At 64.1% G+C, this 25743-nt stretch carries 31 protein-coding genes; 2 read left to right on the forward strand and 29 right to left on the reverse strand.

Annotated elements, in window-relative coordinates:
• Positions 1-11: 11 nt before the first annotated feature.
• From E2F50_RS10055 to E2F50_RS10135, 17 genes are all read right to left on the reverse strand, one after another.
• Positions 12-509, reverse strand: coding sequence for a cytochrome c-type biogenesis protein (locus E2F50_RS10055; protein WP_133315989.1), 498 nt, complete (start codon positions 507-509; stop codon positions 12-14).
• Positions 506-2494, reverse strand: coding sequence for a heme lyase CcmF/NrfE family subunit (locus E2F50_RS10060; RefSeq protein ID WP_133315990.1), 1989 nt, complete (start codon positions 2492-2494; stop codon positions 506-508). The genes E2F50_RS10055 and E2F50_RS10060 overlap by 4 nt, the downstream gene beginning before the upstream one ends.
• Complete coding sequence (gene ccmE / locus E2F50_RS10065) at positions 2491-2970, reverse strand: cytochrome c maturation protein CcmE (RefSeq protein ID WP_133315991.1); 480 nt, start codon at positions 2968-2970, stop codon at positions 2491-2493. Before ccmE ends, E2F50_RS10060 begins: the two co-directional genes overlap by 4 nt.
• Positions 2967-4130: a c-type cytochrome biogenesis protein CcmI gene (gene ccmI, locus E2F50_RS10070; RefSeq protein ID WP_133315992.1), complete on the reverse strand. Its 1164-nt coding sequence runs from the start codon at positions 4128-4130 to the stop codon at positions 2967-2969. The genes ccmE and ccmI overlap by 4 nt, the downstream gene beginning before the upstream one ends.
• A 97-nt stretch (positions 4131-4227) precedes the next feature.
• Positions 4228-4659 (reverse strand): hypothetical protein, encoded by a 432-nt coding sequence (locus tag E2F50_RS10075; protein ID WP_133315993.1) that lies wholly within the window; start codon positions 4657-4659, stop codon positions 4228-4230.
• 237 nt (positions 4660-4896) lie between these two features.
• Positions 4897-6303, reverse strand: a complete 1407-nt coding sequence (locus E2F50_RS10080) for an ATP-binding protein (protein ID WP_425375373.1) — start codon at positions 6301-6303, stop codon at positions 4897-4899.
• Between the two features lie 9 nt (positions 6304-6312).
• Positions 6313-6984, reverse strand: a complete 672-nt coding sequence (locus E2F50_RS10085) for a response regulator transcription factor (RefSeq protein WP_133315994.1) — start codon at positions 6982-6984, stop codon at positions 6313-6315.
• 48 nt (positions 6985-7032) lie between these two features.
• The gene (locus E2F50_RS10090; protein ID WP_133315995.1) at positions 7033-7299 is read right to left on the reverse strand and encodes a hypothetical protein; all 267 of its coding nucleotides are present in this window, start codon (positions 7297-7299) and stop codon (positions 7033-7035) included.
• Between the two features lie 107 nt (positions 7300-7406).
• Positions 7407-7637: a hypothetical protein gene (locus tag E2F50_RS10095; protein WP_133315996.1), complete on the reverse strand. Its 231-nt coding sequence runs from the start codon at positions 7635-7637 to the stop codon at positions 7407-7409.
• 20 nt (positions 7638-7657) lie between these two features.
• Positions 7658-11464 carry a baseplate multidomain protein megatron gene (locus tag E2F50_RS10100; RefSeq protein ID WP_133315997.1) on the reverse strand — a complete coding sequence of 1269 codons (3807 nt, stop codon included), beginning with the start codon at positions 11462-11464 and terminating at the stop codon, positions 7658-7660.
• Positions 11465-11793: 329 nt separating this feature from the next.
• A complete protein-coding gene (locus E2F50_RS10105) occupies positions 11794-12231 on the reverse strand; it encodes an NlpC/P60 family protein (protein WP_133315998.1) in 438 nt (145 codons plus the stop codon).
• Complete coding sequence (locus E2F50_RS10110; protein WP_133315999.1) at positions 12228-13103, reverse strand: DUF2163 domain-containing protein; 876 nt, start codon at positions 13101-13103, stop codon at positions 12228-12230. The genes E2F50_RS10105 and E2F50_RS10110 overlap by 4 nt, the downstream gene beginning before the upstream one ends.
• Positions 13100-13738 (reverse strand): DUF2460 domain-containing protein, encoded by a 639-nt coding sequence (locus tag E2F50_RS10115; protein ID WP_133316000.1) that lies wholly within the window; start codon positions 13736-13738, stop codon positions 13100-13102. Before E2F50_RS10115 ends, E2F50_RS10110 begins: the two co-directional genes overlap by 4 nt.
• Positions 13739-13740: 2 nt before the next feature.
• Positions 13741-14277, reverse strand: coding sequence for a phage tail tape measure protein (locus tag E2F50_RS10120; protein ID WP_133316001.1), 537 nt, complete (start codon positions 14275-14277; stop codon positions 13741-13743).
• Positions 14258-14443, reverse strand: coding sequence for a rcc01693 family protein (locus E2F50_RS10125; protein ID WP_425375374.1), 186 nt, complete (start codon positions 14441-14443; stop codon positions 14258-14260). Before E2F50_RS10125 ends, E2F50_RS10120 begins: the two co-directional genes overlap by 20 nt.
• A 53-nt stretch (positions 14444-14496) precedes the next feature.
• Positions 14497-14853, reverse strand: a complete 357-nt coding sequence (locus E2F50_RS10130) for a gene transfer agent family protein (protein ID WP_133316003.1) — start codon at positions 14851-14853, stop codon at positions 14497-14499.
• Positions 14853-15260 (reverse strand): phage major tail protein, TP901-1 family, encoded by a 408-nt coding sequence (locus E2F50_RS10135; RefSeq protein WP_133316004.1) that lies wholly within the window; start codon positions 15258-15260, stop codon positions 14853-14855. Before E2F50_RS10135 ends, E2F50_RS10130 begins: the two co-directional genes overlap by 1 nt.
• 100 nt (positions 15261-15360) lie before the next feature.
• On the opposite strand from E2F50_RS10135, the gene E2F50_RS10140 reads away from it, so the two are divergent.
• The gene (locus E2F50_RS10140) at positions 15361-16569 is read left to right on the forward strand and encodes an MFS transporter (protein ID WP_133316005.1); all 1209 of its coding nucleotides are present in this window, start codon (positions 15361-15363) and stop codon (positions 16567-16569) included.
• A gap of 2 nt (positions 16570-16571) precedes the next feature.
• Here the strand turns inward: E2F50_RS10140 and E2F50_RS10145 are convergent, their stop codons facing one another.
• From E2F50_RS10145 to E2F50_RS10190, 10 genes are all read right to left on the reverse strand, one after another.
• Complete coding sequence (locus tag E2F50_RS10145) at positions 16572-16973, reverse strand: DUF3168 domain-containing protein (RefSeq protein ID WP_133316006.1); 402 nt, start codon at positions 16971-16973, stop codon at positions 16572-16574.
• A complete protein-coding gene (locus E2F50_RS10150) occupies positions 16970-17302 on the reverse strand; it encodes a phage head closure protein (RefSeq protein ID WP_202615434.1) in 333 nt (110 codons plus the stop codon). The genes E2F50_RS10145 and E2F50_RS10150 overlap by 4 nt, the downstream gene beginning before the upstream one ends.
• The gene (locus E2F50_RS10155; protein ID WP_133316008.1) at positions 17302-17871 is read right to left on the reverse strand and encodes a head-tail connector protein; all 570 of its coding nucleotides are present in this window, start codon (positions 17869-17871) and stop codon (positions 17302-17304) included. The genes E2F50_RS10150 and E2F50_RS10155 overlap by 1 nt, the downstream gene beginning before the upstream one ends.
• A 94-nt stretch (positions 17872-17965) precedes the next feature.
• The gene (locus E2F50_RS10160) at positions 17966-19267 is read right to left on the reverse strand and encodes a phage major capsid protein (protein WP_161974111.1); all 1302 of its coding nucleotides are present in this window, start codon (positions 19265-19267) and stop codon (positions 17966-17968) included.
• Positions 19268-19275: 8 nt separating this feature from the next.
• Positions 19276-19869: an HK97 family phage prohead protease gene (locus E2F50_RS10165; RefSeq protein ID WP_133316010.1), complete on the reverse strand. Its 594-nt coding sequence runs from the start codon at positions 19867-19869 to the stop codon at positions 19276-19278.
• Positions 19870-19906: 37 nt separating this feature from the next.
• A complete protein-coding gene (locus tag E2F50_RS10170; RefSeq protein WP_133316011.1) occupies positions 19907-20245 on the reverse strand; it encodes a DUF6107 family protein in 339 nt (112 codons plus the stop codon).
• A gap of 252 nt (positions 20246-20497) precedes the next feature.
• On the reverse strand, positions 20498-20806 hold the full coding sequence (locus E2F50_RS10175) for a type II toxin-antitoxin system RelE/ParE family toxin (protein ID WP_133316012.1): 309 nt from the start codon (positions 20804-20806) through the stop codon (positions 20498-20500).
• Positions 20807-21085: a CopG family ribbon-helix-helix protein gene (locus E2F50_RS10180; RefSeq protein ID WP_133316013.1), complete on the reverse strand. Its 279-nt coding sequence runs from the start codon at positions 21083-21085 to the stop codon at positions 20807-20809.
• Positions 21086-21140: 55 nt separating this feature from the next.
• Complete coding sequence (locus E2F50_RS10185; protein WP_133316014.1) at positions 21141-22325, reverse strand: phage portal protein; 1185 nt, start codon at positions 22323-22325, stop codon at positions 21141-21143.
• An 80-nt stretch (positions 22326-22405) separates the two neighbouring features.
• The gene (locus E2F50_RS10190; protein ID WP_133316401.1) at positions 22406-23077 is read right to left on the reverse strand and encodes a hypothetical protein; all 672 of its coding nucleotides are present in this window, start codon (positions 23075-23077) and stop codon (positions 22406-22408) included.
• 174 nt (positions 23078-23251) lie between these two features.
• On the opposite strand from E2F50_RS10190, the gene E2F50_RS23530 reads away from it, so the two are divergent.
• On the forward strand, positions 23252-23374 hold the full coding sequence (locus E2F50_RS23530) for a hypothetical protein (RefSeq protein WP_281029197.1): 123 nt from the start codon (positions 23252-23254) through the stop codon (positions 23372-23374).
• Positions 23375-23393: 19 nt separating this feature from the next.
• Here E2F50_RS23530 and E2F50_RS10195 read toward each other — a convergent pair whose 3' ends face one another.
• Complete coding sequence (locus E2F50_RS10195) at positions 23394-24908, reverse strand: DNA-packaging protein (RefSeq protein WP_245515353.1); 1515 nt, start codon at positions 24906-24908, stop codon at positions 23394-23396.
• A complete protein-coding gene (locus tag E2F50_RS10200; RefSeq protein ID WP_202615435.1) occupies positions 24865-25440 on the reverse strand; it encodes a hypothetical protein in 576 nt (191 codons plus the stop codon). The genes E2F50_RS10195 and E2F50_RS10200 overlap by 44 nt, the downstream gene beginning before the upstream one ends.
• Positions 25441-25743 lie beyond the last annotated feature (303 nt).

Raw genomic sequence — 25743 nt, forward strand, 5'->3', positions numbered from 1 at the left:
CCGTTGCCCGGCTATTTCCTCAGAAGCTCGTCGATACGCGCCTGTTCCTCGGCGCTCAGGGCCGCCACCGTGCGCTGGCTCGGCCGGGTGCGGATGAAGACGATAATTGCGCCTGCACCGATCAGCAGCAGCAAACCAGGCGCCGCCCATAGGACGATCGTTTTGGCGCCGAGGCGAGGATTGAGAAGCACGAACTCACCGTAGCGGGATACGACATAGTCGATGACCTGCCGATCCGTGTCGCCATTGGTGATCCGCTCGCGCACGAGAATCCGTAGGTCGCGGGCAAGATCCGCATTGCTGTCGTCGATCGACTGGTTCTGGCAGACCATGCAGCGCAGCTGCGCCGAAATTGCGCGCGCCCTCTGCTCGAGCGCCGGGTCAGCCAGGACCTCGTTTGGGTTGACCGCGAAGGCCGGAAGGGGCCCAAGGAACACGAAAAGAACAAGCAGCAACGTCGCCAGAAGGCCGGGATTTGCCAAGGCAGGCCTTGCTTCTCCTCCCGTCATTCCGCAGCCTCCAGCCTTGGCCGTGCAGCCTTCGCCCGACGGCTCGGTGCGCCGACTCTCAGCCGCCGGTCCGACAGCGAAACAAAGCCGCCGAACATCATGACGAGCGCACCGCCCCATATGCACAGGATGAAGGGCTTCCACCAGATGCGAACAACAATGCCGCCGCCATCCATCGCGTCACCCAGCGAAACGTAGAGCTGGCTTGCGCCGAAGCTCAGTATGCCAGCCTCGGTCGTCGGCATGCGGCGCGCCGTATAGAGCCGCTTCGCCGACCAGACGTCGGCAACCGTCACGCCGCCTCGGGCCACGGTGAAATGGCCGCGGCTTTCGGTATAGTTCGGCCCCACCGCATCGCGCATGCCATCGAAGGTCAGCGAATAACCGCCCGCATCGACGGAGGCGCCAGGCTTCATTTCCACCACCGTCTCGGTGCCGAACGTGGTGGCGGAGACGATCCCAAGCACCGTGACCCCCAGTCCGAAATGACCGATGGCTGCGCCGAAGGCGGAGCGCGGCAGGCCAGCCAGGCGTCTCACCGCGACCGAAAACTTCGCCTTGCCGAAACCGCCGCGATGCCAAAGATCGGCGAGCGCACCGAACATGCCCCAGAAGCCGAGCGCCAGCCCGAAGATCGCCATGACCGGGCCGCCATGCTGGGCGTAATAGAAGGCGAGCCCGGCCAGCAGCGCAAGTCCTGCAAATGCATAGAGACGCTGAAAGGCGCCCAGAAGGTCGCCACGCTTCCAGGCGAGCATCGGGCCAAACGGCACGACGACGAGAAGCGGCAGCATCAGCAGTCCGAAGGTCATGTTGAAGAAGGGCGCGCCGACGGAGATCTTCTCGCCGGTCAGCGTTTCCAGCACCAGCGGATAAAGCGTGCCCGTCAGCACGGTCGCGGTCGCCACCGTCAGGATCAGGTTGTTGAGCACCAGCGCGCCTTCGCGTGAGATCGGCGCGAAGATGCCGCCCGCCTTCAGCATCGGCGCTCGCCAGGCAAACAGGGCGAAGGCGCCGCCGATGAACAGGGCAAGGATGCATAAAATGAAGATGCCGCGCGTCGGATCGGTTGCGAAAGCGTGCACGGAGGTCAGGACGCCGGAGCGCACCAGGAAGGTGCCGAGCAGCGACAGCGAGAAGGTCATGATGGCGAGCAGCACGGTCCAGATCTTCAGCGCCTCGCGTTTTTCCATCACCAGCGCCGAGTGCAGGAGCGCTGTGCCGGCAAGCCAGGGCATGAAGGAGGCGTTCTCGACGGGGTCCCAGAACCACCATCCGCCCCAGCCGAGCTCGTAATAGGCCCAGTAGGAGCCCATGGCGATGCCGGCGGTGAGGCAAGTCCAGGCGGCGAGCGTCCATGGCCGCACCCAGCGCGCCCAGGCGGCATCGATGCGCCCATCGATCAGGGCCGCCACGGCAAAGGAAAATGACACCGAAAAGCCGACATAGCCGAGATAAAGCAGCGGCGGGTGGATGGCGAGGCCCAGGTCCTGCAGCACAGGATTGAGATCCTGCCCTTCGGCCGGCGCCGGGTTGAGGCGCAGGAAGGGGTTGGACGTCAGGAGGATGAAAAACAGAAAAGCCGTGGCGATCCAGGCCTGCACGGCAAGCACATTCGCCTTCAGGGTTTCAGGAAGGTTTCGCCCGAAAACGGCGACCAGAGCGCTGAAAAACGTCAGGATCAGCAGCCAGAGCATCATAGAGCCTTCGTGATTGCCCCAGACGCCGGAATATTTGTAGATCATCGGCATCAGCGAATGGGAGTTTTCCCAGACATTCATCACCGAGAAATCCGAGACCGCATAGGCCCAGGTGAGTGCGCCGAAGGACAAGGTGACCAGCAGAAACAAGGTGAGCGAGCCGGTCGTCGCGAGCGTCATCAGGGCCATGTCGCCCCGCCGAGCACCGATCATCGGCATGACCGACACGATCAGCGCCGTCGCCAGCGCCAGCACCAGGGCATAATGGCCGATCTCGATGATCATCGCGTCGCCACTCCCTTGTCCTGATTGCCCTGAGGCCCTTGGCCTTCCTTCCAGACGCCATCCTTCTTCAGCCGGTCGGCGACTTCCTTGGGCATATAGTTCTCGTCATGCTTGGCCAGCACGCTGTCGGCCACAAAGCCGTGCGTCGCGGCATCGAAGGCACCTTCGGTAACGACGCCCTGCCCTTCACGGAATAGGTCGGGGAGAATGCCCGTATAGGTCACCGGAACATTGCCAGTCCCGTCGGTCACGGTGAAGCTGACCGTCGAACCCTGGCCGCGTTTGACCGAACCTTCCGCCACCAGCCCGCCCAGCCTGATGCGCGTCCCGGGCTTGAGATCGGCCTTGGCGATATCGGCCGGCATGAAGAAATAGGCGACCGATTGGCTGAAGGCAAACATGACCAGCAGCACCGCCGCAATGATGAAGCTCATGCCGCCGCCGATCACCGCCAGGCGCTTCTGTTTGCGGGTCATTGGGTCACTCCCTCGCGATCGGCGCCTTTGACGGCAAGTCCCATCTCCGTCGCCAGGGCAACGAGCTGCTGCCCTTCGCGGCCGGCGGCGGGGAAGCGGGCAAGGCCTTGATCGAGCGCCTCCTGCGCTTTCGGCTTGTCGCCCAGCACCGAATAGGAGCGCACCAGCCGCAGCCAGCCTTCCAGATTGTCGGGATCTTCCTTCAGGCGCGCCGCAAGGCTTTCCACCATGCCGCGGATCATCGTCTGACGGTCGCCCTGCGACATGTCCTGCGCCGCGGCAACGTCCTGCGAGGTCGGGTTGCCGGGTGCCCGGGACGGCGCGTCGGCCGGTTTGGTCTCGCCGCCATTCTTGGCAATATGCTCGTTGAGGAGCGGCATCCACGGCGCATCGGGCGGCGATTTCCCGGCGATTTCCTCAAAAACCGCCTTGGCCTCCGCGGCTCTTCCCGCCTGTTCCAGCCCCAGTCCGAGGTAGAAGCGGGGGCGCGGATTGTCGGGATCGAGCTTTGCCGCCTGTTCGAACGAGGCGCGCGCCTCCTCCGTCACGATCCCGTCGTTCAAGGTCACCAGCGTCTCGCCAAGACCGGACTGGCGCGCAGCATTGGGGCCGAGGATGCGGATCGCGTTGCGGAACGCCATTTCGGCATCGCCGAAGCGCGAGGTGCGGAAATAGATCGGGGCCAGCAGGTCCCATCCGCCACCGTCGTTCGGGTCTTCGGCCAGATGCCGTTCCGCCTTGGCCACCAGAAGTGCCAGATTGCTGCCGGGATCGGCCAGACGCGCTTCGAGCGGCTGGTCCGGCAGACCTGGATTGCCCAGTCCCAAGTAAAGACAGAGCCCCAGCGCCGGCGGCAGCAGGGTGACGATTGCCGTCGCGATCCGATGCCGCACCGGCCCCTGTACGGACGTCGGATCGCCCCCGTCGCCAGCCGCGGCCGCGATCAGCCGGCGGCCGATCTCGGCGCGCGCATATTCGGCCTCTTCCGCGCCGATCAGGCCCTGCGCCCGGTCCCGCTGCAGTTCCTTGAGCTGGTCCCGGTAGACTTCGACCTCACCGGCACGCTTTCCCGAGGCCGCTTGCGACCGTCGCGCCAAAGGCACGAGGAGGCTGGCCGCAACGGCCGCCGTCAGGAGCGCAAGGATAATCCATAATACCATAGGTCCCATTACTTCACTGGGCCGCGCTTTCCAACTGTCGAGCCGGTGTTGACGCGAATTTGAGGCGTTTGGCCGCAAGTGCCGCCGCTGCCGCGTCTCAGGTGAGCGGGGTCCATGTGCCGTCGGGATTGCGGCAGGCCGCGCCGCGGGCGATCATGTCCTTGCCCTTGACGGTTACCGTGTGACGATATTGCCGGCAGTTCTGGGCCCCCACCTGGAAAGGCGCATTGGCAATGACCTCGCCGCCGGCATCATTGCCCTTCCAGGAAATCGCCTGTCCTCCGGCCGTCGCTTCGAGCGCCCGGTATTCCGCTTCGAGCGCCCGCGAACGGTCGCTGCTCGTAAGCTCGGCGCCGCTGCGCCCGACAATGCCGCCCTGCAGCGCCGTAATGTAGGCGGCCGAGGCGGACGGGCGAGGCGAGATGAGGCTGCGCGATCCTCCTGCGGCACCAGAAGCCGTATTGCAGCTCGCCAGCACATGCGCGGCAAGCAGCAGGCAGGTAGTGTTCCGGAAGCTGGCAAATCGCATGGTGGCTCGAACCGGTTTCGGGCGGAAGGTATAAAATGTCCTACCGGCAGAGCTCGCCTTGAGGAGTGGCATCATTATGGCGCCACGCTCAGAAGATAGAAATGCAGCAATCGTTTCATCTCCTTGTATCCGCTCGTCCGGCTAATATCGATTTAGATATGGAAGATATAGCAGGCGATGCACCAGTCCAGCATCTGCCGCAGCAAGTGTGCGTCCGTTGCCCATCAGCCACACATGTCACGCCGCATCCTTGGCCAGTCCGGGCAGCAGCAGCTTTGCCCTCAACCCGCCATGCGTGCCGCGCCCCAGTTCCAGCTGGCCTTGGTATTCGGTGGTGATTTCGCGCACGATCGACAGGCCGAGGCCGGCACCGGGCTTGCTTTCGTCGAGCCTGCGGCCACGCTTCAAGGCTTCCCGGATCTGGTCCGGCTCGAGACCTGGACCGTCATCCTCGATGGTCATTTCGATCCAGTAGCGCCGGGCTGCCTCCGTCTCGTCTCCCGAGGGGGCCGAGGCCGGCGTTGCCGTGATCCAGACACCGGTCTTGCAGAACCGGCTGGCGTTTTCCAGGAGATTGCCGATGGTTTCTTCCACGTCCTGCTGCTCCATGGCGAGCGCCACGATGGCAGGAAAAACCGTGAGGTGAAACTCCTTGTCCGGATTGAGGCGGCGGATCACCCGCACCAGCCGCTCCAGGACCGGCTCGACCTCGGTACGGGCCAGCAGCGATTCCCGCTGGGCGGCAATGCGCGCCCGGTTGAGATAGGATTGCACCTGCGCCTGCATCGCCTCGGCCTGCGAACGCACCAGGTCGGATTGCACCTTGTCCAGCATGCGCGCTTCGTTGAGCAGCACGGCGATCGGGGTCTTCAATGAATGGGCCAGGTTGCCCACCTGCATGCGGGCTCGCTCGACGATGCGCCGATTGCTTTCGATCAGCGCGTTGATGTCGTTGGCAAGAGGCATGATCTCGCGCGGGAATTCACCTTCCAGCCTTTCGGCATCGCCGCGCCTGACCTTGTCCAGCGACCGGCGCGCGGCGTCGAGCGGCTGCAGTCCGTAAAGAATGGCAAGCCCGTTCACCGCCAGGCTCCCGAAACCGAACACCGCCAGCGCAATATAAAGATTGCGCGAGAATGCCTGGATATCGTCCTCGACGACGGAAAGATTACCGGAAACCCGGAAACGTGCTGCCCGTCCCTCGCCGTCGAGCACCACTTCCGTTTCGGCAACCAGGACATGGTTCTTGAACGCATCGGTGGCCGGATAGAACCGCTCATAGCGGTTGTTGAAGGGCACTGTCAGAATGGAAGGAACGCTGATGTTGGATGTGCCGAGCGAGGATGAGGAAAGCGGCGTCGCCGCGAATGTACCGAGCGGCTCGATGATCCAGTACCACCCGGTTTCGGGCTGCGAAAATCGCAGGTCGCCGAGCTGCGGGCTGCCGGAAAGCTTGTTGTCGTCGCCGATCGTGATCGAGTTGATGACATTATAAAGCTGCGCCCGAAGCAGGTCTGTGAAGGCGCGCTCCGCCGATTGCCGGTAGAGCTGCGAAATGACGATCGCGATCACCACCAGGGCAAATGCCGACCAGAGCGTCGCCAGCATCAACACGCGGGCAGTCAGCGATCTTGGACCGATCATCTTGAGTCCCTAGCGCATATCGGCGGGCGCTTGCATTCGGTAGCCCAGGCCCCGCACCGTTTCGATCAGGTCGACGCCGAGCTTCTTGCGCAGCCGGCCGACGAAAACCTCGATCGTATTGGAATCGCGGTCGAAATCCTGGTCGTACATGTGCTCTACCAGTTCCGTGCGGGACACCACCTGCCCCATGTGATGCATGAGATAGGAAAGAAGCCGGAATTCGTGGGAGGTGAGCTTCAGCGGCATGCCGTCGACGCTTGCTTTTGAGGCCTTGGTATCGAGACGAACCGGGCCGCAGACGATTTCGGAGGAGGAATGTCCGGCCGCGCGCCGGATCAGGGCCCGCACCCGCGCAAGCACTTCCTCGACATGAAAGGGCTTGGCGACATAATCGTCGGCGCCGGCGTCGATGCCCGCCACCTTGTCGCTCCACCGGTCGCGGGCTGTCAGCATCAGCACCGGCATGCCCTTGCCACTGGCGCGCCATTTTTCAACCACGGTAATCCCGTCCACCACCGGCAGGCCGATGTCGAGGATCACCGCATCATAGGGCTCGTTATCGCCGAGATAGTGCCCCTCCTCGCCGTCGAAGGCCTGGTCCACCACATAGCCGGCCTCCTTCAGCGCATCCGAAAGCTGCCGGTTGAGGTTGATGTCGTCTTCGACCACGAGGATGCGCATTGAAAGTCCTTTGACACGTTTTGGCGGCGGGAGGAGTCGCCTCGCCTTTTACATCGGCACCCGGACGGTCACCTTGCGTGGCCGCTCGCTGCCGCTGCCCTGCACCAGGACGGTGACGATGCAGGTTTGGCCATCGGAGGATGGCTGAGCGGAAAGCAGCTGCCCCCCGGTCTCGCGCACCACGCGGGAAGCCGCCGAACCGCAATCCCCCGCAACCAGCACGAGATGATCGCGTGTAGGCGCCACAGGCGTCTGCAGGCCCGCGAAACCGGAGAGGCCGGCGGCCAGTATCGCGATGATCGGCAATCGCGCCATGGTTACAAGTTTCCACTCACAAGACGAAAAGGATCATGTCCAAAGCATGTGATGGATTATGTATGCAAAGGCGGCTGAATGGCAAATGAATGCTGGGTAATGCTCCGTCAGCCGGTGGTTTTTCCCCCGATAGCCTCGATGCTGGTCGTGGCGGTCAGGCGGCCATAGATCGCCAGCAACCCGCCCGCAGCGCCCGAAAGCGTCACGGCGATATCGACAAGCTCGCTTTGCGTTTCCGCTCCAAGTTCCACGCCGGTTGCCTGCAGCACAGATGCAAGGATGGCGATCAGCCCGCCCCAGACGGTCTTCGATTGGTACCAGGTTTTGGAACTGTCCATTTTCATATCTCCTTCATGGGTCAAAGGTTGACAGCAAGGGTTGCGGCGATGCCGAGCGGGACCGAATGTCCTATTTGCCGGATGCGCAGCCTGATCTGCCCTCTCGGGCTGCCGAAGTCGCTGATTTCGTCGGCGGCGGCATAGGTGAAGGCGGATCCGGCAACCTCCAGCGACCGTCGGACGTCCTCACCATCCAGAAATTTGAGCCTGTAGCGCTCCTGCGGCTCGTCGAGGGGAATGTCAGCGGCATCCCAGTCATCGGCCTGCAGCCGTCCCCGCCTGACCCAGCTTAGCGAAACATCGCCATTGGCCAGGCGAGAACCCCGAACATGCACCGGCGCGAGGGGCGTTTGCGCCCGCTTCCCACCTGCAAAGGCAAAAGGTCCCGCCCGTCCGCCGGCACTTGCAGCGCTTTCCACCAGCCAGTTGAGGCTGAGGCCGCGCTCGTCGCCGTTGAGGCCGAGCGGAACCACCGCCTCGTCGAGAACCACCACCGCCGCGCCCGCCGCAGCACCGGAAGCCATGGCATCCTCCGTGCCAAAGAGACCGCGCAACAGGTCCGTCAAACGCCAGCGACCGACGGCAATCTCAGCCGCCGATGCAAAGCCGATCACCTCCCAGATGCCGTTCTCGGCCCGTACGGCAAGCCGGTTAGCGCCGTTCAGCACGTCCTGCTGCGAGGCGGAAGACACACCGCCGAAGTAAAGGTCGAGCTCGACAATCCCACCACGGTCGAAACGGCCAAGCACGCCCGGCACCAGCGGCGCGGTCAGCGCACCTATCCTTGCAGGCCTGTCGATTGCGGTGCGGGCGCGGTAACCTTCGCTGCTGCTGGAGGAGGATACCAGCATGCGCCGCCATGGTCGGCAGAAGCCAGCAATGCGGGCCAAATCAGCCGCGTTGCCGGAGCCAAACTGCGGGAGATCGAGGAAATGCAGGATCGGCGAGAAACCGTCCGACGCCGTTCCCCCGCCGCCGTTTCTGAGCTGCAGCGTGCCGTCATACATCCTCGGCGAAAGCGACGCATGTCGACGTGCTTCGATGCGACGCACCGCGCCTTCCTCGACGCGGTCGACGATGAACGTCCCCCCGACCAGCGCGGCCTCCGGCAGAACCAGAGTGACCGCGTCGCCGGGCTCGATTTCGATCTCGCCGGCGCCTAGGGAAAAGGTCAGCATTTGCCGGGCCATCCGTTCTGTGCGAAGCAAGTTTTCGACGCCCGCCAATGCGGTCTCTTCGCTCAGCGTCGCCGGCAGATCGAAGCTCAGAACCCTCTGGCTTGCCGCCTTCACCCGGTGCGATCGAACGCTGGCCTGCTCATAATCGAGAACGGGGTTGCAGGAGGTCAGCACTGCTTCTGCCGGAAAGTCGCTGTCGTGGCCGCGGGTTTCGGACCACAGCGGTTCATCCTCGAGATCCGCCACCACCGTGACCTGCTTCGGCGCAAGGCTGCTGGTCAACCGCGAGCGGAACCGCAATCGGCCGCCCTCCTCCGAGACATCCACTTGAAAGACCTGCAGCAGCGGCTCCAGCAGCGAGCGCGCCGAGTTGAGATCGGCCTGGACATAGCCGAGAAGATCGCCGCTCACCGCCCCCACGTCGAAATCGTCAAAGCCATGATCCGTCAAGATTGCCGCAATGACATCGGCAAGCGTCGCTCCGCCCAGCCGGCCGTTCAGCCAATGGCCGCTGCGCCAATTGTCGCCGTCACTCCAGATGGAAAGATCGTCGGGAAAGGCTGGAGACGGCCGGGCATCCCAGGTCCAAACGAAGATGTGCGACGGGTCCACCATTCCCGAAGGCGCATCCTCTCCCTGCCACCGGTTGTGATGGGCTTCGAGGAAACGGCGCTGCATGCTGTCGGATCGAGCCCCGCAAGAAAAATGGGGAAGACTGCTTTCCGCCGATTTCGGATCCACAAAGACATTTGGCTGATTGGCGCCCTTGTCCACGGCCGGGCAGCCGAGTTCGGTAAACCAGATCGGCTTCATGCCTGGCATCCACGCCGTTGGAGCCGAGGCTTCCGCCCCGCTCGTTCGGTCATGATGCCGGTTGGACCACCAGCCGGCCAGATCCTTGTGGCGGAACACCCAGGGCTTGCCGGCGAGGCCGTCGCTGATCGGTGAGCGGGTCCGCGAAAGGCGGTCGGCTTCGCTGGCATAATACCAGCTGAAACCCTCGCCGGCAGCGACCTGGCCCGCCATGGCGCGGCTGTCGTCGGGCCCTATGAAGCCGTCGGGATTTGGTGCCGCCAGATCGTCGTCGCGCCAGTCGGCGAGCGGCATGTAATTGTCGATGCCGACCGCATCGATGTCCGGCGAGGCCCAGAGTGGGTCGAGATGAAAGAAGACGTTGCCCGAGCCGTCCTGCGGATGATATCCGAAATATTCACTCCAGTCGGCGCCATAGGTCAGCTTCGTGCCCGGCCCGACGACAGCCCTGACATCCCCGGCAAGCGCGATCAACTGCTCCACGAAGGGGAAGTGGCCTTCCTCGTCGCGAAGCTGGGTAAGCCCCTGCAGCTCCGATCCGAGGATGAAGCCGTCGACGCCGCCGGCTTGCTGAACGAGCGCCGCATAATGCATGACCATGCGGCGATAGCCTTCCGCGCCATTGCTGAACGCCTCCACCTGCGCCCGCGCCGCGGCGCTTTTGTCGGCCGTCGCAGGCTGTCCTGGTGCCGGATGACAGGTGATGCGCCCGCGCCAGGGATAGGACGCCTGTTCCGCCCCGCCATAGGGATCCGGCAGGTCGTTCCCGGGAGCGATATCCATCATCACGAAGGGATAAAGATACACTTTCAGGCCGCGCGCCTTGAGGTCGATGATCGCCTGGCGGACGCTGGCATCGCTCGGCGTCCCGCCATAGGCCGGGCCACCCCCTTGCCGGCTCACCAGATGCGCGCCGTTTCGGTCGATGCCGGCCACCGACCATTCAGCCGATTCATCCTCCCGGCTCACGACCTCCACCCCCGGCACGATGCGGCAATGGCCGGCGCGCAGGTCGGTGCCGAACCAGGAAACCACAAGCGCCACCCGCCCCAGATTGGGGCAAAGTGCCTGCAGCTCGTCCAGCGATGCCTGCCAGTCGGTTGCAGCCACCATCGTGTTGCGGTTGAGGATCCGGGCGCTGCCCTTGCCGGTTGTTTCACTGACCGGAACGGTCGAATAGCCGTGTTCGGTGGCGCCGGGAATAATGGTTACCGCGCGGATCTGCTGCTCCAGGGTACCGACTGGCCGAAGCACCTCGAACTGCAGCACCGGGATACGATTGCCGAAGGAGTCGAGCGGCAGCCGCTCGAAAACCACATAGGCGAGCCCGCGATAGGCCGGCGCCCGCCCTTCCCCCTGCTTCGCCTCGATCAGCGGATCGGGCAATTGTTGCTCGTCGCCGCGGTAGACGCGTATTTCCAGGCCCGTCAGATCGAGCTCGCGCCCATCCGCCCAGACCCGCCTGATATGACCGATCGGCCCTTCGCAGAGCCCGATCGCCAGACTGGCGAAGTAGCGAAAACTCTCGACCCTCGGACCCGCCGCCTTGGAACCGGAACGCTCGCGGGTCACCTCTTCCTCAAAGCGGGTCGCCCAGATCAGCGTCCCACCGATGCGGGCCGTGCCATAAACGCGCGTCACAGCCGTCCCCTCGTCGGCTCCCGGAATACGTGCAGTGGCAAGCCTTGCGCCGGAGATCGTCGTGCCGCCGTTGATCAGGGCGCGGTCGACCATGCTGCCAGCAAGGGCACCGGCCGCGCGGCCGACAATCGCGCCCAGAGGTCCGAATACACCGCCAAGCGCCGCACCCGCCGCCTGGAAAAGAAGTGTGGCCATGGGAACCCCTCAACGCAAGCATGGCGGATGCCAATGGATGCGCGCTCAGATTATGTTAGCGTCGGAATGTTCGGGAGCAGAAGCAGAATGCGCCGCGCCAGCCGGCGCGACCGGGTGAGGATAAGCCCCACCGGCCTCGGCAAGGGCCTTGCTCTCGAAAATGGAGGTAATGTTATCCGGCTCAGGCCAATTGGCATTACGCTGATCTTGAGGATAACCCGGACGGGCTGGTCAGTGACCGCCCGGGTCTACTTCAAAGCTTAGCAAACGGTGGGCGGGGTGACAGCCTCGCTCACCACTCCAGAACATAGCTCAGAACCCAATTTTCTTCAAGCTGACGCGGGAAACCGAAACACGCCGGCAATTTTGCGCCGCCATGCGGGCACCAGCACGGAACGGGTTAGGGCCGATTGTTCGTAGGCATGGATAAAACGGTCCGGTCCCACCAGGATGCCCGCATGTTTGGCGGCGCAGTCGGGCCGCCAGCGGAACAGCAGCAGATCTCCCGGCTGCCCGTCCTGCAGTGCTCCCAGCGGCACGAACAGCCTTTGCGCAGCCTCCATCAGCCGGTCATTGCCGCCTCGCTCGGCCCAATCGGCCGCATAAGCCGGCACCGGCTCCGGTTCCCCGCCGTAAAGCTCGCGCCAAATGCCTCGGACCAAGCCGATGCAGTCACAGCCGACGCCCTTCGTGGCGCCCTGATGACGATAGGGCGTGCCGATCCAGCTCTCGGCGATTGCGATGATCCGTTCACCCGAGGCCGTCATTCGAAGATTGGACCGCCGTCATGGACGCGCTCCCCATCCGCGTAAGAATAAGCAAAGTCGGCGCCCGGCACATGCGGAAAGCCGCGAAACTGCAGATGGTTGGCGAACTGCGTCCTGCAGGTCGCAAAGCTCTTGTCGCAACCGGCCGTCACGGTAAAACTCGCACCCACCGCGACCGCCTGGTCGAGCGGCAGCCACATTCTCAGCTCCGCCAATCCGTCCGGACGGTTTTCATGCGCCTCCACGTCGGCCGTCAGTCCGTCTGCGAAAGTCAGGTTGCCTTGTCGAAAGAAACCGCTCCCGGAGCCTGCCAGGCCCGACACGACAAGCCGGCTCTCGTCGATAACCGCAACCACGACGCCGTGGCCGCGCCAGGCGGATAGGTCGACGCCGCAACGGCTGTCGCCGAAACTCGCGTCACAGCGGCGATTGTAGAGTCGTCCCTGCGGCTGGCTCAGCCGATGCGCAAGGCTGCGTAGCTCGGCACGAAACTGCCCGCCCGCCCGCGATACCTCGCCGATCTCCCGCACATTTAGCAGCAGGTGCTGGTCAGGCTGTACCCAGTTGACGAGGAAAAGCTCCACGCGCGCGCCGTCATAGCGACCGGCGGCCAGATCCTCTTCATGGATCGCCACGCTCGAAAAACCGCCGGCAACTTCGTCTGCACTGGCAGAAAGCCCTGCCGCCGCTTCGGCCTCGCTCGCCGAAAATCCGCTGGCGGCCAGGAAGTGCGTACCCGAGAACGTCAGGTCGTGATCGTGTTCGGTGAAACCGAGAACCGTTCCGTCCCGTCGCGTCACCCGCCAGCAATGGCAGGTCGTCGTGGCCTCTTCGGCCAGATGAGCGGCCAGCGCCGCGGGAACCTGTCTCATGTGAGAATCTCCGTCAGCGGAATGCTGGGAATGCGCCCGGCATTGAAATGCGCCAGGTCCACTTCGATCCTGTCGATATCGAAGCGCACCGGCACGTCGAACTCGAAGCCGGCACGGATATCGGCGCCGATCGCGGGAACCTGCCCCGGCGCGAAGGTAAGGATCCCGGTCGCCGGATCGACAACGAAAGCGTCGGCCGGCTGCGCCTCGCCATCGATTGAAACGGTCACGCTGCCGGCGACCGGTTTGGTGATCCGCCGGATCCAGCTGCCATGGCCGTCGCCATAAGTCTTCACCAATTGAAAGGCTGCCGTTCCGCCGTCGCCGGTGCCGATGCGCTGATCGGCAGCGGTCGGCAGATCTACCGGGCCGCAAGATTTCCAGTCGATCGGATCGCGAAAGCGGAAACCGTGCAACTGGCCGCGGCGCGCCTCGAAGAATTCCATCACGGCATAAAGATCGGCGGCCGACTTCACCCCGGATCCGGCATCGTAACTGCGGCGCGAATCCCGCCAGCGCTGGTTGCGGCTCTCGCGTCCGTTCGAAAGGTTGACGACATCCGTGCGCCGCACCGGCCCACCAGTGGCACCCAGCGCCAACCGCAGCGGAAAGCGCACATCGTGAAATCCGCTCATCCTCAAAGCCCCCTTCGGCCGCGCGCGACGCTGCGGGCCAGCATGGCGGAAATCTGCCCTTCGCTCTTGCGGAAGCTCGCCGCATCGCTGGCCGTGACGTTGAAGACAATCGGCGGGGTGGAAGCGCCGCCGGCCGCCGCAACGCCGAGCGACCCGTCCGCTCCGCGTTGCAGCGGCAGGATCGCTTCTGCGCCGGCCTCTCCCATCAGACCCGTGCCGCCGGCCATGGAAAAATAGCTGGGGCTGCGCACCACGCCGCCATCGGCAAAGGCCGTCACCGGAGCGAGAATCCCGCCAACCGCCTTTCCCAGCATGCTTTCCAGCGGTTTCAACCCCGCTGCAAGCGCAATGTCCGTCAGGCGGTTGCCAAGCCCTTTCAGCACGTCTTCGAGACCCTTGCTGCCGGTCGTCGCAGAGCGCAGGGCGCCAGTCAGGGCAGAGCCGAATCGCTGCGACCGGGCCTCGAGATCGGCCATGACGCCAGACAGCGCCGTTGCGCCGGACAGGCTCGCGTCGAAGTCATTCTCGTCCGCATCCATCTTCGTCTCCTTTGTCGGGATAGGCGTCCATCAGCCGGTCGAGTTCCGCCCGCGGCAGCCTGTCCGCGGCAGGTTTCAGACCGCCCGTCATGATGAAGAATTCGAAGGGCGTCAGCGCCCAGAACGCGTGCGGTGGCAGCCGCAGCAGGCACAGGCCCGTATGCATCACCATCTCCCAGGGAAAGGGCATGATACCGGGCATCGCGCCCGCTGCGGCGCTCAAGGGTTTTGCGGCACCTCGCCGCCTGGCGGCGCAAAGGTCGCCTCCATCAGCTCGCCGACGATGCGGGCATAACCGGCGACCCCGTCGTCAATTGACATGGCCGCAACATCGTCGTCGCAGAAAAGATTGCCGCCGCCGCGAAGCCCCGCGCCGATGATGCGGATCATGTCGGCCGCCTTGAGCCGTCCGGATGAAAACCGCTCGGCGAGCCCGTTGAGGTCGCCGGCTGCAAAGGCGGTTTCCAGTTCGGCCAGCGCGCCGAGCGTCAGGCAGAGGATCCGCCGCTCGCCATCGATCACCGCCTCGATTTCGCCGCGCCGGCGGTTGGCCCTTGCGCCGCTCGCCGCCCGCATCACAAGCTCCCGAAGCCGAGGCTGCCGGCCGATTCCAGCGCCAGCTCGAAGCGGATCTCGCCATTATGCTCGCCGGAATATTCCAGCGCGGTAATCTGGAACGGGCCGGTCACGGTGCCGAAGGCGGGCAGAACGATCTGCCAGGCCAGGATGCTGCCGGCAAAGAAGGCCGTCCGCACCGCGACATCGCTCGCCTGGTCTTTAAAAATGCCGTCGCCCGTCAGAGATGCCCGCTGCACGCCGGCGCCGCCCAGAAGTTCGCGCCACCGCCCAGCGCTTTCCGCATCGGTGATGTCGACCGTTTCGGCGTTGAAGGCCAGTCGCTTCGAGCGAAGCCCCGCAACCGTCACCAAGCCATTGCCGCCGTCGATCTTCAGCAGCAGGTCCCTGCCCTTTTGCGCCACCATGATGAAATCCTTTCCTGTTGCCGGCATGCGGCTGTCGCGCTCTGCCAGCGGATGCTAGAGGTTGGAAAAGCCGCTCGATTTTCAAAAAGCTATTTGCTGCATGCCCGACACATGTTCCCTGCGCTCGGCCCGGACGATCGCCGTGCTGTCGATCACCCAGATCATCTCCTGGGGATCAAGCTTCGACATGCTGGGCGTCATGGGTCGCGTCATTGCTCCGGAGCTCGGGCTTGCCAATGAAGTGATCTTCTTCGGCCTGACGATCATGATGCTCGTAATCGCCCTGGCCGGACCGGCCACCGGCAGGCTGCTGGCCCGTCACGGGGCGGCAAAGGTCATGGCCGTGGCCTCGGTCATCTTCGCTGTCGGGCTTCTGCTTCTTGCCGCAGCCGACGGTCTGCTTCTCTATGCTGCCGCCTGGATCATCATCGGCATTGCAGGCGCACTCGGTCTGTCGGCGCCCGCCTATACGGCGGTGGTCGAGCGCGAAGGCCTGAACGGCAAACGCGTCATCGCCATCATGATGCTGTTTACCGGCTTTTCCGCCACGGTCTTCTGGCCCATCCTCGCGCTCCTGAACGAGCTTGTCGGCTGGCGCATGACCTTCGTCGTCTGCGCCGCGCTGCAGATCTTCGTCTGCCTGCCGCTTATTCTCTTCGGCCTGCCGAAGCCGGTCCAAAGCACGGAAAAACTGGATGCAGCTGAGATCTTGCCGGTGCCGTTCACCCAGCCAGAACGCCGCAAGGCGTTCTTCCTCGTCGCTGCAGCGACCACGACCAGTTCCTTTATCGGGTTCGGCCTGTCGCCGTCGCTGCTGGGTCTCCTGCAGGCGGCAGGTGCCTCACCGGCGCTGGCGCTGCAGCTCGGCTCTGCCCGCGGCGCCATCGGCGTCTCGGCGCGTTTCGTCGACATGCTGCTCGGGCGGCGAGGCAATGCGCTCGTCACCACGATCATTGGAACGGTCATGACGCTGGCGAGCTTTGTGTTTGCCGCCTCGCTTGCGTCTTCTGCCGCCGTGCTGATCATCTTCGTGGTTCTCTTCAGTTTCGGCTCCGGCGTCGTCTCGGTTGCCCGCGCCCTGCTGCCGCTGTCGCTGTTTCCGGCCAAGGAGTACGGGCTGCAATCGGCGCGCCTTCTGCTGCCGCAGTACCTGGCCAATGCTGCTGCCCCGGTTATCTTTACGGCGATCATCGATCGGCTTGGCCCCATCGCTGCCCTCGTCACCGGCGCCGCCCTTTCGGCCTTCTCGCTCGGCCTGGTGCTGATGCTGGCTGCGTTGGTCAGAAAAGCGCAGGCGCGCGAGGCCTGAACCTATTCGGTCACCGCCCTCAGCCGCATCTCGACCAGATAGAACTTCGTCTTCGGCTCGCGCCGGCTGCGCATGCCGGTCACCAGCAAACTGACCAGCACTACGCTGCCTAGATCGAAGCTTACATCGTGCAGCAGGTCATGCACGAGCCCGGCAGTCTCCTGCCCCTGACGCCTGCCCTCGCCGTCGGACCAGATCTCCAGCGTCAGCAGATGCTCCGCGCGCCCGTCGCCGTCGGTGGAATAATCGCGTGTGTCGAGATCGCCGAAGGTGATGGCCGGCAATTGCGGGCGCGGCAGCAACCGGTCGCGCACGCCATCCGGGCCGATGATCGCCGACAGCGCCGGGTCGCCCGACAGCCGCTGGTGGAGCGCCTTCAGAAGCGCTTTGGCTGCCGCCGTCATCGGGCTTCCTCCTCGCATTGGCACACCAGATAGCGCGCCGTTTCGTCGGGATCGCGCACCAGCTTGATCGTAAAAATCCTCGCCCCCTTGCGCAGGCGCCGGCCGGCGGCGATCTCCGGGCGATGGGCAAGCCAGATCCGGTGCGTGATCCGGCCCGTTTCGGCCGCCGCCTGTTCCGCCACCACGAAGGACACCGGCTCGATCCGCGCCCAGAGCGATGCGACCACCTCCCAGGTCACCGTGCCGCCGCCCTGTCCGTCCGGCAGGAGCTGCGGCGCTTCCAGGTCGAGCCGTGCAGTCATCTGGCCGGGATCGAAGAAGGTCACCATCAAAGCCTCCGCATCCTGAACGGCGCGATCAGCCGCTCATACCCATCGGGAATGCCGGCCGGCTGCTGATCAGGCGAGACGACGCCGCGGAAGGCGAACATATGGCCGACATGAAGCAGCATGGCCCGCTTCAACGTATCCGGCACGTCGGCGCCCGCCTCGCCGTAACCGGCCTCGAAGTCGATCTCGATGCCGTTTACCGCCTGACCTGGCTGTGGCGCATGTTGCAACCACAGCCGTGCCGGGCGGCCCTGTCCATCGAGCAGATGATCTTCCAGTGAAACTTCAACAGCGGTGCCGTCCGCTTCATAAGTGGTAACAGTCTGAATCGCTTGCACCGGAGACTTGGAGATCCGGATGATGCCGTCCCGTGGCCAGCGGTCGAGATAAAGCCGCCAGGTCTGCCGGATCAGGCAGAGCCCGGTTTCCCGTTCCAGATGCTCGCGGGCCGTCTTGATGAGCGACGCGAGAAGCTCGTCTTCCGCGCTCTGGTCGAGGCGCAGATGCGCCCTCGCTTCGGCAAGCGTTAGCGGCTCCGCAAAAGGCGGAGTGATCATGGCATAGGTCATGGGGATCCTTTCGCAGCGGCAATCTGCAGCCGTCACTCCTCTTCGTCGCGGGAATGACGGCTTCTTGCTCTATTTTAGGAAGAGATGATGCGGCCTAGCTGGCCGCGAACTTCACCAGCTTGATCGCCTCGAAATTCTGAACGCCGCCGCCGACCCGCTTGGTCGTATAGAAAAGCACATAGGGCTTGGCGGTATAGGGATCGCGCAGGATGCGGACGCCAGCCCGGTCGACGACGAGATAGCCGGTGCGGAAATCGCCGAAGGCCAGCGACAGCGAATTGACCGCCACATCCGGCATTTCTTCCGCCTCGGCGATCGGAAAGCCCATCAGCGATGCGGATTGGCCGGCGGTTGCCGGCGGACGCCACAGATAATTGCCGTCGGCATCCTTGAACTTGCGGATGTCGGCCTGCGTCTTGCGGTTCATCATGAAGGTGCCGTTCTGGCGATGGCCGGCCTTCAGCGCATAGATCGCCTCGATCAGCGTGTCGGACGGACCGCTCGCCTTCCAGGCGCCGGCCGCACCGGTGGCAATATAGCCGAGATTGCCCCAGCTCCAGGCGCTGTCGGCGACTGCGGGATAGGAGAGGAAACCCTTGGGCTTGGCCACCCCGTCGCCGCGGATAAAGGCATCGCCCTCCTGTTCGGCAAAAACCAGGTCCACTTCGCCGGCAATCCAGGCCTCGATGTCGACCGCCGCATCGTCGAGCAGCGCCTGCGTCGCCGCAGGCATGGCGTAGAGTTCCATGGTCGGAAAGGCGAGTTCCGCCAGCTGCGCCGAGCTGGTCTGCGGCCGAGCTGCCGTTTCGGCCACCCAGCCGGTCGCCAGACCCGTTGTCGCAAACGGCTTCTTCAGCACGGCCGAAGATACGGTCCGTACGGTGGAAAGCGCCCGCATCGGCGAAATCACCGAAATGCGCCGGCCGATCTCGGTATCGGTTTCCGGCGGCACCAGATAACCGCCGTCTGTCCCGGAGCCCGCCGAAAATGCCTTCGCCTCCAGCTCGCGCAGTCCTGCCTCGTCACCGCGCCGCACATAGGCATCGAAAGCGGTCTTGTGCTCGACGGCCTCCGGGGAAAGCTCGCCGCCGCCACCGCTCCGGCCTGCATCGGATCCAAGCCGCGGCCGGGCCTTCTTCAGCACTATCTGGTCGAGCACCTTCTTCTGCTCGTCGACGGCGCGGTTGATGCGGTCCATCTTGTCGCGCGTCACCACGTCGGCGGAAAGCTTCTGCTCGATTTCGCCAAGCCTTTGGTCATTGACGTCCTTGAAGGCCTCGAAGGCCTCCATGAACTCGTCGAAGGCCGCCGTCACCGTTTCCGGGACCGCCTTGAGCTCCGGGGCCTTGTTCTTTGCCGGCTGCACGTCCGGCGCCGCGCTGCTCATGCCTGCCATTTGCTGCGTCATATCGCTTTTCCTTTGAAGGTTGACCTGATCATCATCTTCGCCGCCCGTCGCATCTGGCGGACAAGCTCGGTTTCTCGGTCCCGGAAGAACCTCGCATTCTTGACATCGGAGACCCGGGCGGATGGCAGCATTGGAAAGGTTACCACCGAAATCTCCCAGAGGTCGGCTTCGAGGATCCGCCGCACGCCGGTCTTGGCATCCGTGCGCGCCTTGACCGTCCTGAAGCCGATCGACAGCCCGTCGAGGGCGCCGGATTTCATCAGCGCCAGGACCTCGCGGGAGCGGGCCACGCCGGGCGACAGCACGCCCTCGACATAAAGCCCGCGCGCATCCTCGCGGATCGTCTTCCAGGCGCCGATCGGCTCGTTGGGGTCGTGCTGGTAGAGCATCCGCACGCCGGGGGCACCGCGACCGGTGAGCGAGTTCAAAAAGGCGCCGCGCTCGATTCTGTCCTTGCCGAGGTCCACCTCGCCGAACACGCTGGCATAGCCTGAAAACACCCCGTCGCCGGTGACGCCCGAAAGTTCCAGATTGGCAAATTTGCGCCCGTTCGGGGTCAAGGCCGGGCGCGGCCCGCGGTAAGCGTGCATCAAGTCTTCTCCTGAATTGCAAAGGAAAGGCGCCGGCTCAGCCGCCGTTGGACGGGCGGGCGCCATAACGATGTGCCAGCCGTGCGAGCACGCCCAGCGCCCACCAGGCGCAGAGGCTGGCGCAAGCCGAGCCTGCCAGCATCATTTCGGGGCCGGACAAAAGGCCGGCAATGCCGAGCCGCGCCTCGAGCCACAGGCCGGTCGGCGCACCGAAGATCAGTCCGCAGCTGATGCCGGTCATGAACCGGCTGGCCGCCTCGCGACGGCTTCTCGGCAGCAGATAGATCAACGAAATACCCGCTCCCGCCGTCGCGCCGAACATCTTCGCCGCCCACACGCCGAGCATGGCGCCGGGATCGTTGCCGAGGTCAGCCATTGTTAATGTCTCTTGTTTATGATGATGGAATGGACGTGCGGAGGCTTTCCCATATGGAGCGGCACGCCTTGCCGCGACATGAGCCTCATCGCGCTGGTCACGGATTCGTATCCCGCTAGAGCGGGACGAGACCGTTTTCTATACATTTCAATGCATTAAGAGGCAGCTTTAGCAGGTTTCTTCTGCAGCCTGAGAAACTGAGTCAACGCGCTGATGCTGGGCAGCGTCTTGCTAGAACCCCGTCAGCGCCGGTCATTCCATGTCGGATGGCGGGTAATCAGCTTCCATCTCTCTCGGGGCCTGACGCCCATGGCGAATGGCCACGATGATTATGCCAGCATCGTCTAACTGATAGTCGATCTGATAGGGAGCCGCGACATAGCGTCTTACGGCTTGGGCACCATCGACAGCGGGCCCGACCTGAGGGTATTCGCCGACGAGCTTGATCGCAGCTCGGATCTGTTGAACAACAGCAAGGGCGACCCGCTTGTCGAACTTTGCAAGATAACCCTGCTCCCGTTTCAAGAAATCCAACGCTCGGTCAGAAAGCCGGATCTTCATTTAAGCGGCATCTTCGCGCGACAGACGTTCAAGCTCTGCAAAGACTTCCTCGGCATCATGGACGCGGCCAGCCTTTACATCCTCCAGGCCCTGCCGAATCTCCAGCAGATCGCTTCCCTCATTGATCAGGTAATATTTCAGCGCCCGGACGATCACCCAGGATCGGCTGCGGTCGGCCGTTTCGGCAATCTTTTCGATATCGGCGAGAATATCCACCGGCAGGCGCAGGGTGATCGGATCGGAAAGCCCGGGCTTGTCGTCGGTCTTCTTATCGGCCATTGGCGCCTCCTTTGTAATACGGCGTATTACAGGATGCGCCGCATCCGTGTCTCGATCAATACCCCACCGCCTCGCGCTTCTCGTCGTCGCTGAGGAAAGTCGCCGCGCCGACCCTTGCCCAGAGCGCTTCGCGCTCCGATGCCAGGCCGGCAATCCTGTCGAGATCCGGCTCCAGCCGCAGCGCCTCGCCATAGCCGTCCGAAAGCCAGCTGGAAAAACTGGCCGCCGTGCGGGCCATCAGCGGCAGCACGGTCAGCCGGTAAAAGGCCCGGTTCGCCTCCTGGTAATTGGCATAGGTATTATCGCCCGGTATGCCGATCAGCATGGGCGGCACGCCGAGACCGAGCGCGATGTCGCGCGCCGCAGCGTTCTTGGCCTCGATGAAATCCATGTCCTTTGGCGAAAGCCCCATGGATTTCCAGTCCAGGCCGCCTTCCAGCAGCAGCGGCCGGCCGGCATTGACGGCGCCGGCATAGCCGGCCTCCAGCTCCTCCTTCAGCCGCTCGTACTGGTCGGCGGATAAATTGCCGCCATCCTTCGGCTGGTAGACCAGCGCGCCGGATGGCCGTGCGGAATTGTCGAGCAGCGCCTTGTTCCATTGCGCCGCGGCATTGTGCAGGTCGAGTGCCGCGCCGGCCGCGCCGAGCGGCGAAAAACCGCAATGGTCGTCGAGCGGGTGAAAAAGCTTCAGATGCAGCAGGCCAGGCCCTTCTGTTTCGGCCGCCAGACGCCGCGTCACCCCGCCGGCGCGGTAATCGTAGCCGGCGATCCAGCCGTCGCGCGCTTCGACAATGCTCACCCGGTCGGGCCGCAGCAGATGCAGTTCGCGCAGCTCCTCGCCCAACACCAGCGGCTCTACATAAGCATTGCCCGACAGCAGAAGATGGCCGTAAAGCATTTCGAAAAAGTCCGGCCCGCCCTGGCGCGCATTCGGCCGGGCCAGCAGCGCCAGCGCCGGATGATCGGCCATTTCGACCGTACCGCTGTAAGCTAGCCAGGGCACGGATGCGGCGGCCTCGGCCACCATGCGGATGGCACGGTGTGCGATCGGGTTCTTCATGAAGCCGGTGCGCGACAGCGCCGCATAGGAGCGGCCGGACCAGTGCGCAGCGCCTTCGGCGGCCACGATCGCAAAGCCTTGCGCCAAGGCCGTGCCCGTCTTGCTTTCGAGCGCCGTTTCGGCGGGCATGGCCTTGCGCCCGCCCGAGGCGAGCCACGGTCGCCGGAATGGAAATCTCATGACGATATCCTTGTGAATGACCGCTGTCTCGGCAGATCGGTGACGGCGGTGGTCTCGGTCCTTCGGGTCCTTCGGCGCCTTCAGGCTTGGCTTGCGAGGCTTTTCCCGTGCAGCGGCGGCTCGATGACGACGGAAGCGGCCGAAGCCGCCAGCGCCTCGTCGAACAGCTTGGCATAGCCCGCCACCAGCGCCGCCCGGTCCGTGCCGTTGATGATCCGGCGTGCGCCCAGCCAGTTTGTCTTGCCCGTCGCGAAATAGTCGTCGAGCCTGCGGCCGGTAAAGCTGCCGGCCCGCATGCCTTCGATCAGGATCGCCACCGCAACATCCATCAGCATGGCGCGCGCCGGATCGGCGACCAGATCCACCCCAGTCAGCTTCGACATCGCCTGGTAATTGCGCTTGTGGGTCAGTTGCACCAGGCCGCGTCCCAGCCAGGTTTTGCCGCTCCCGTCGAAACGCCAATAAGGCGTGCTGACGCTGGGGAGCCGTCCTGCGGCAAAGGCTGCATCCAGCCTTGCCACCGCTGCCGCGTCGGTATTCGCCAGGGTTTCGCGCACCGGCTGCATGGTCGCCGCCGTTTCATGCAAGGCCGTGGCCAGCACATAGGCCAGCGCCTGTCTTTGTCCCTCTGGCAGCCGCTCCTCCCAGCCCTTCAGGATCGCCTCCACACCTTCCACCTGCAGCGCCGTCATCCTGCCCTTGAACAGCTTAGGGCGCAGGATGCGGAACAGGACAACCCGGTCGATCATCATCTTAGACATCCCTTCATCAAGGCCGACCGCAGCGCTGGAACGTTTTCAATCGGTTTAGGAAAAATTGAATCGTTTTAGGCGGTTAGGCGGCTGTTTACTTTTCCGTAAGGCTGTGGAACCAACGGCATTGCGCGACGTTTTTGTCGGCTTTCTTCAGTGAAACAGGAGATCATGATGATGCAGCAGCCGGTGCAGGCCGTTCCTTCCAAGTCGATCCCGCAGCATGTCGTTGAGCGTCTCGAATCCGAATGGAAGCAGATCCGCGACAGTGCCCCGCAGCCGCGCAAGCAAGGCTGAACTTCTGAGGCGAGCCGCGTCAGATCCCTCGCACGCGTGGCTCGCCCGAACCTTCCAGCATCAGCGCCGTCAGCGCCCAGACCAGCGCGTCGAGCCGGTCGGGCGAGCGCCCCGATGAGAGCCCGTCCGGGCCGAAATCGCACATCTGGTCTTCCAGCTCCGTAAACCGCCCGGCATGCGCCACCCGCCCCTGTTCGTAGAGCGCCGCCACCGGCTCGGCGCGCAGGAATTTGCCGCGCGTCGCCCGCACCATGGTGATCGGCAGATTGGCATCCACGCTTTTCAGCATGGCTGAAACCATGTCGCCGCCCTGGTTGACCTCCGCCACCACCCGGTCGGCCTGAAACCTTTGATAGGCCCTGGCGACCGCCTGCGCCCAGCCGGCCGGACTTGCGCCCCCGATCGTACAATCGGCCAGAACCACCGCTCGTCCATTGGGCTCCACCCCGGCAACGACAATGCCGCAGCAGGATGCCTCGCCCGAACCGGCTGGCGGATCAACCGCCACGACAATGCGCCGAAGGGCGCCGGCAAACCGGATCGTGCAGGCTTCCAGATCGGCCCGCCTCCACAAAGCGTCTTCGCGGTCCTCGATCAGTTCGCCGGCCAGTTCCTGGCGTCCCAGCCGGGTGCCGCCATAGCGGGCTTCCAGCGCCTCGATATATCCCGGCGAAAGATTGCCGGCATTGCCCTTCGTGGCAATCTTCACCAGCCGGGTGCCCGGATCGGCGATCAGGCGCTTCAGGATCGGCACCGGCCGCGGCGTGGTCGTCACCAGCTGGCGCGGGTCGACGCCGAGCCGCAGCCCGAACTGCAGCATGTCGAAGGTCTCCTGCGCATGCTTCCATTTGGCCAATTCGTCGCACCAGGCGAAATGAAACTGCGGCCCGCGCAGGCTTTCCGGATCTTCCGAGGAAAAGATCTGCGCCACCGCGCCATTCGGCCAGACCAGCCGTCGCCGCGAAATCTCGAACTCTGGCCGCCTGGTGCGGGCAATCCGACAAATGCCGGAGACACCGTCGATCATCACTTCGCGGGCATCGCCGAGGCTTTCCGCCACCAGTGCGATCCTCAGATCCGACCGATCGCCGTCCGATGCCAGCGCCTGTACCCATTCGGCCCCTGCCCGGGTCTTGCCCGATCCGCGGCCGCCCATGATCAGCCAGGTCCGCCAGTCGCCGGCCGGGGGCTTCTGCTCGCGCCGGCCGTTAAAATCCCATGCCCGTTCGAAGCGGCCGACAAAGCCCGCCTTGAAGCGGATGTCACCGACCTCGATCTCGTCAACTGAACCATCCTTCACCACATCCTTGGCCGCTTCCGGCTCACCGCGGTGCGTCCGCGCCAAAATGCGTCCGGCAGCGGTTTCCTTGACCGGCATGCGATCGGCCTCGTGCTTGCGATCCATTGCGCTCATCTGCCGCTCGTGGGAGCCTTTGAGCTTCGTCGTCTGCTTCTTGAACCGCCTCGCATCGGAAATCCCAACCCGTCGCTCACCCCGAACCTCGCGCCGGACCTGCACCGGGCTGGTCGTCATCTGCACGATCGTTAGGAGCGCCGTCGCGCTTCCAGCGATCGAAGATGGCAGTGGCCTTTTCATTCGCCCGGTCCTCGATCAATTGCAGGAGGCGCGCCTTGGCCTCTTCATATCCACCCTCGTCCGCCGTCTGCTCGGCCTCGAGCTCCCGGTCGCGGGCAAGCTGGCGCTGCAGGCTGTCGACCTTTTCCAGAGTGCGGACGATCAGCGACATGGCATCCGTTGCGGCTTTCACATCGGCGCGGGCGAGCTTGCCCGCCGCTTCGTCGCCATCCGCCAGCACCAGTTCGGCAGCCGTGCGCATCCGCCTGAACGCAGCAAACTGGTCGCGCATTTCCACCGTCATCTCATTGAGCAGGCGCCGCAAGGCTTCGGCGGGCAGCACGGCGCTCTCGGCGGACTTGATCTCCAGAACCAGGCTGCGCGCTTCTTCGGCCAGTCTCCGGTCCTCTTCCGCCGTATGCCCCCGATAAGGGCTGCCGTCGGTCCAGATCTCGAAAAGGCCTGGGTCGAATGTGGCAAAATCGTCCATGATGGCACCCGTGCGAATGCGGCCCTCGATCCGTCGTCCGGATCAAGAGGCGCCGCTGATGATGATGTGATGACGTTGAGCCCGTTGGTCGAGCTGCCGGTTCGAAGCCTGTGCCTTGCACTATCCAGCGGGCCTATCCGCCCCGCACTTCTCCGACTGTGACTTAAACCTATCAAACCACCGTCACGCCGTCAAGGATTATTTTCCTATCTCCAGACGTTTTCTTCTTCGACCATATCCGCCGGCGCTGCAGCCGGCGGAACAAAGCCGGTTGGCCAACGGTTAACGATCCATCTCAGCGAA

Origin of the sequence: Rhizobium deserti (assembly GCF_004358025.1) — a bacterium.
GTDB classification, from domain to species: Bacteria; Pseudomonadota; Alphaproteobacteria; order Rhizobiales; family Rhizobiaceae; genus Neorhizobium; species Neorhizobium deserti.

Coding starts and splice junctions, on each gene's coding strand:
- E2F50_RS10055 (WP_133315989.1), bottom strand. CDS start 509: ATGACGGGAGGAGAAGCAAGGCCTGCCTTGGCAAATCCCGGCCTTCTG.
- E2F50_RS10060 (WP_133315990.1), bottom strand. CDS start 2,494: ATGATCATCGAGATCGGCCATTATGCCCTGGTGCTGGCGCTGGCGACG.
- ccmE (WP_133315991.1), bottom strand. CDS start 2,970: ATGACCCGCAAACAGAAGCGCCTGGCGGTGATCGGCGGCGGCATGAGC.
- ccmI (WP_133315992.1), bottom strand. CDS start 4,130: ATGGTATTATGGATTATCCTTGCGCTCCTGACGGCGGCCGTTGCGGCC.
- E2F50_RS10075 (WP_133315993.1), bottom strand. CDS start 4,659: ATGCGATTTGCCAGCTTCCGGAACACTACCTGCCTGCTGCTTGCCGCG.
- E2F50_RS10080 (WP_425375373.1), bottom strand. CDS start 6,303: ATGATCGGTCCAAGATCGCTGACTGCCCGCGTGTTGATGCTGGCGACG.
- E2F50_RS10085 (WP_133315994.1), bottom strand. CDS start 6,984: ATGCGCATCCTCGTGGTCGAAGACGACATCAACCTCAACCGGCAGCTT.
- E2F50_RS10090 (WP_133315995.1), bottom strand. CDS start 7,299: ATGGCGCGATTGCCGATCATCGCGATACTGGCCGCCGGCCTCTCCGGT.
- E2F50_RS10095 (WP_133315996.1), bottom strand. CDS start 7,637: ATGGACAGTTCCAAAACCTGGTACCAATCGAAGACCGTCTGGGGCGGG.
- E2F50_RS10100 (WP_133315997.1), bottom strand. CDS start 11,464: ATGGCCACACTTCTTTTCCAGGCGGCGGGTGCGGCGCTTGGCGGTGTA.
- E2F50_RS10105 (WP_133315998.1), bottom strand. CDS start 12,231: ATGACGGCCTCGGGTGAACGGATCATCGCAATCGCCGAGAGCTGGATC.
- E2F50_RS10110 (WP_133315999.1), bottom strand. CDS start 13,103: ATGAGACAGGTTCCCGCGGCGCTGGCCGCTCATCTGGCCGAAGAGGCC.
- E2F50_RS10115 (WP_133316000.1), bottom strand. CDS start 13,738: ATGAGCGGATTTCACGATGTGCGCTTTCCGCTGCGGTTGGCGCTGGGT.
- E2F50_RS10120 (WP_133316001.1), bottom strand. CDS start 14,277: ATGGATGCGGACGAGAATGACTTCGACGCGAGCCTGTCCGGCGCAACG.
- E2F50_RS10125 (WP_425375374.1), bottom strand. CDS start 14,443: ATGCATACGGGCCTGTGCCTGCTGCGGCTGCCACCGCACGCGTTCTGG.
- E2F50_RS10130 (WP_133316003.1), bottom strand. CDS start 14,853: ATGCGGGCGGCGAGCGGCGCAAGGGCCAACCGCCGGCGCGGCGAAATC.
- E2F50_RS10135 (WP_133316004.1), bottom strand. CDS start 15,260: ATGGTGGCGCAAAAGGGCAGGGACCTGCTGCTGAAGATCGACGGCGGC.
- E2F50_RS10140 (WP_133316005.1), top strand. CDS start 15,361: ATGCCCGACACATGTTCCCTGCGCTCGGCCCGGACGATCGCCGTGCTG.
- E2F50_RS10145 (WP_133316006.1), bottom strand. CDS start 16,973: ATGACGGCGGCAGCCAAAGCGCTTCTGAAGGCGCTCCACCAGCGGCTG.
- E2F50_RS10150 (WP_202615434.1), bottom strand. CDS start 17,302: ATGGTGACCTTCTTCGATCCCGGCCAGATGACTGCACGGCTCGACCTG.
- E2F50_RS10155 (WP_133316008.1), bottom strand. CDS start 17,871: ATGACCTATGCCATGATCACTCCGCCTTTTGCGGAGCCGCTAACGCTT.
- E2F50_RS10160 (WP_161974111.1), bottom strand. CDS start 19,267: ATGGCAGGCATGAGCAGCGCGGCGCCGGACGTGCAGCCGGCAAAGAAC.
- E2F50_RS10165 (WP_133316010.1), bottom strand. CDS start 19,869: ATGCACGCTTACCGCGGGCCGCGCCCGGCCTTGACCCCGAACGGGCGC.
- E2F50_RS10170 (WP_133316011.1), bottom strand. CDS start 20,245: ATGGCTGACCTCGGCAACGATCCCGGCGCCATGCTCGGCGTGTGGGCG.
- E2F50_RS10175 (WP_133316012.1), bottom strand. CDS start 20,806: ATGAAGATCCGGCTTTCTGACCGAGCGTTGGATTTCTTGAAACGGGAG.
- E2F50_RS10180 (WP_133316013.1), bottom strand. CDS start 21,085: ATGGCCGATAAGAAGACCGACGACAAGCCCGGGCTTTCCGATCCGATC.
- E2F50_RS10185 (WP_133316014.1), bottom strand. CDS start 22,325: ATGAGATTTCCATTCCGGCGACCGTGGCTCGCCTCGGGCGGGCGCAAG.
- E2F50_RS10190 (WP_133316401.1), bottom strand. CDS start 23,077: ATGATGATCGACCGGGTTGTCCTGTTCCGCATCCTGCGCCCTAAGCTG.
- E2F50_RS23530 (WP_281029197.1), top strand. CDS start 23,252: ATGATGCAGCAGCCGGTGCAGGCCGTTCCTTCCAAGTCGATCCCGCAG.
- E2F50_RS10195 (WP_245515353.1), bottom strand. CDS start 24,908: ATGACGACCAGCCCGGTGCAGGTCCGGCGCGAGGTTCGGGGTGAGCGA.
- E2F50_RS10200 (WP_202615435.1), bottom strand. CDS start 25,440: ATGGACGATTTTGCCACATTCGACCCAGGCCTTTTCGAGATCTGGACC.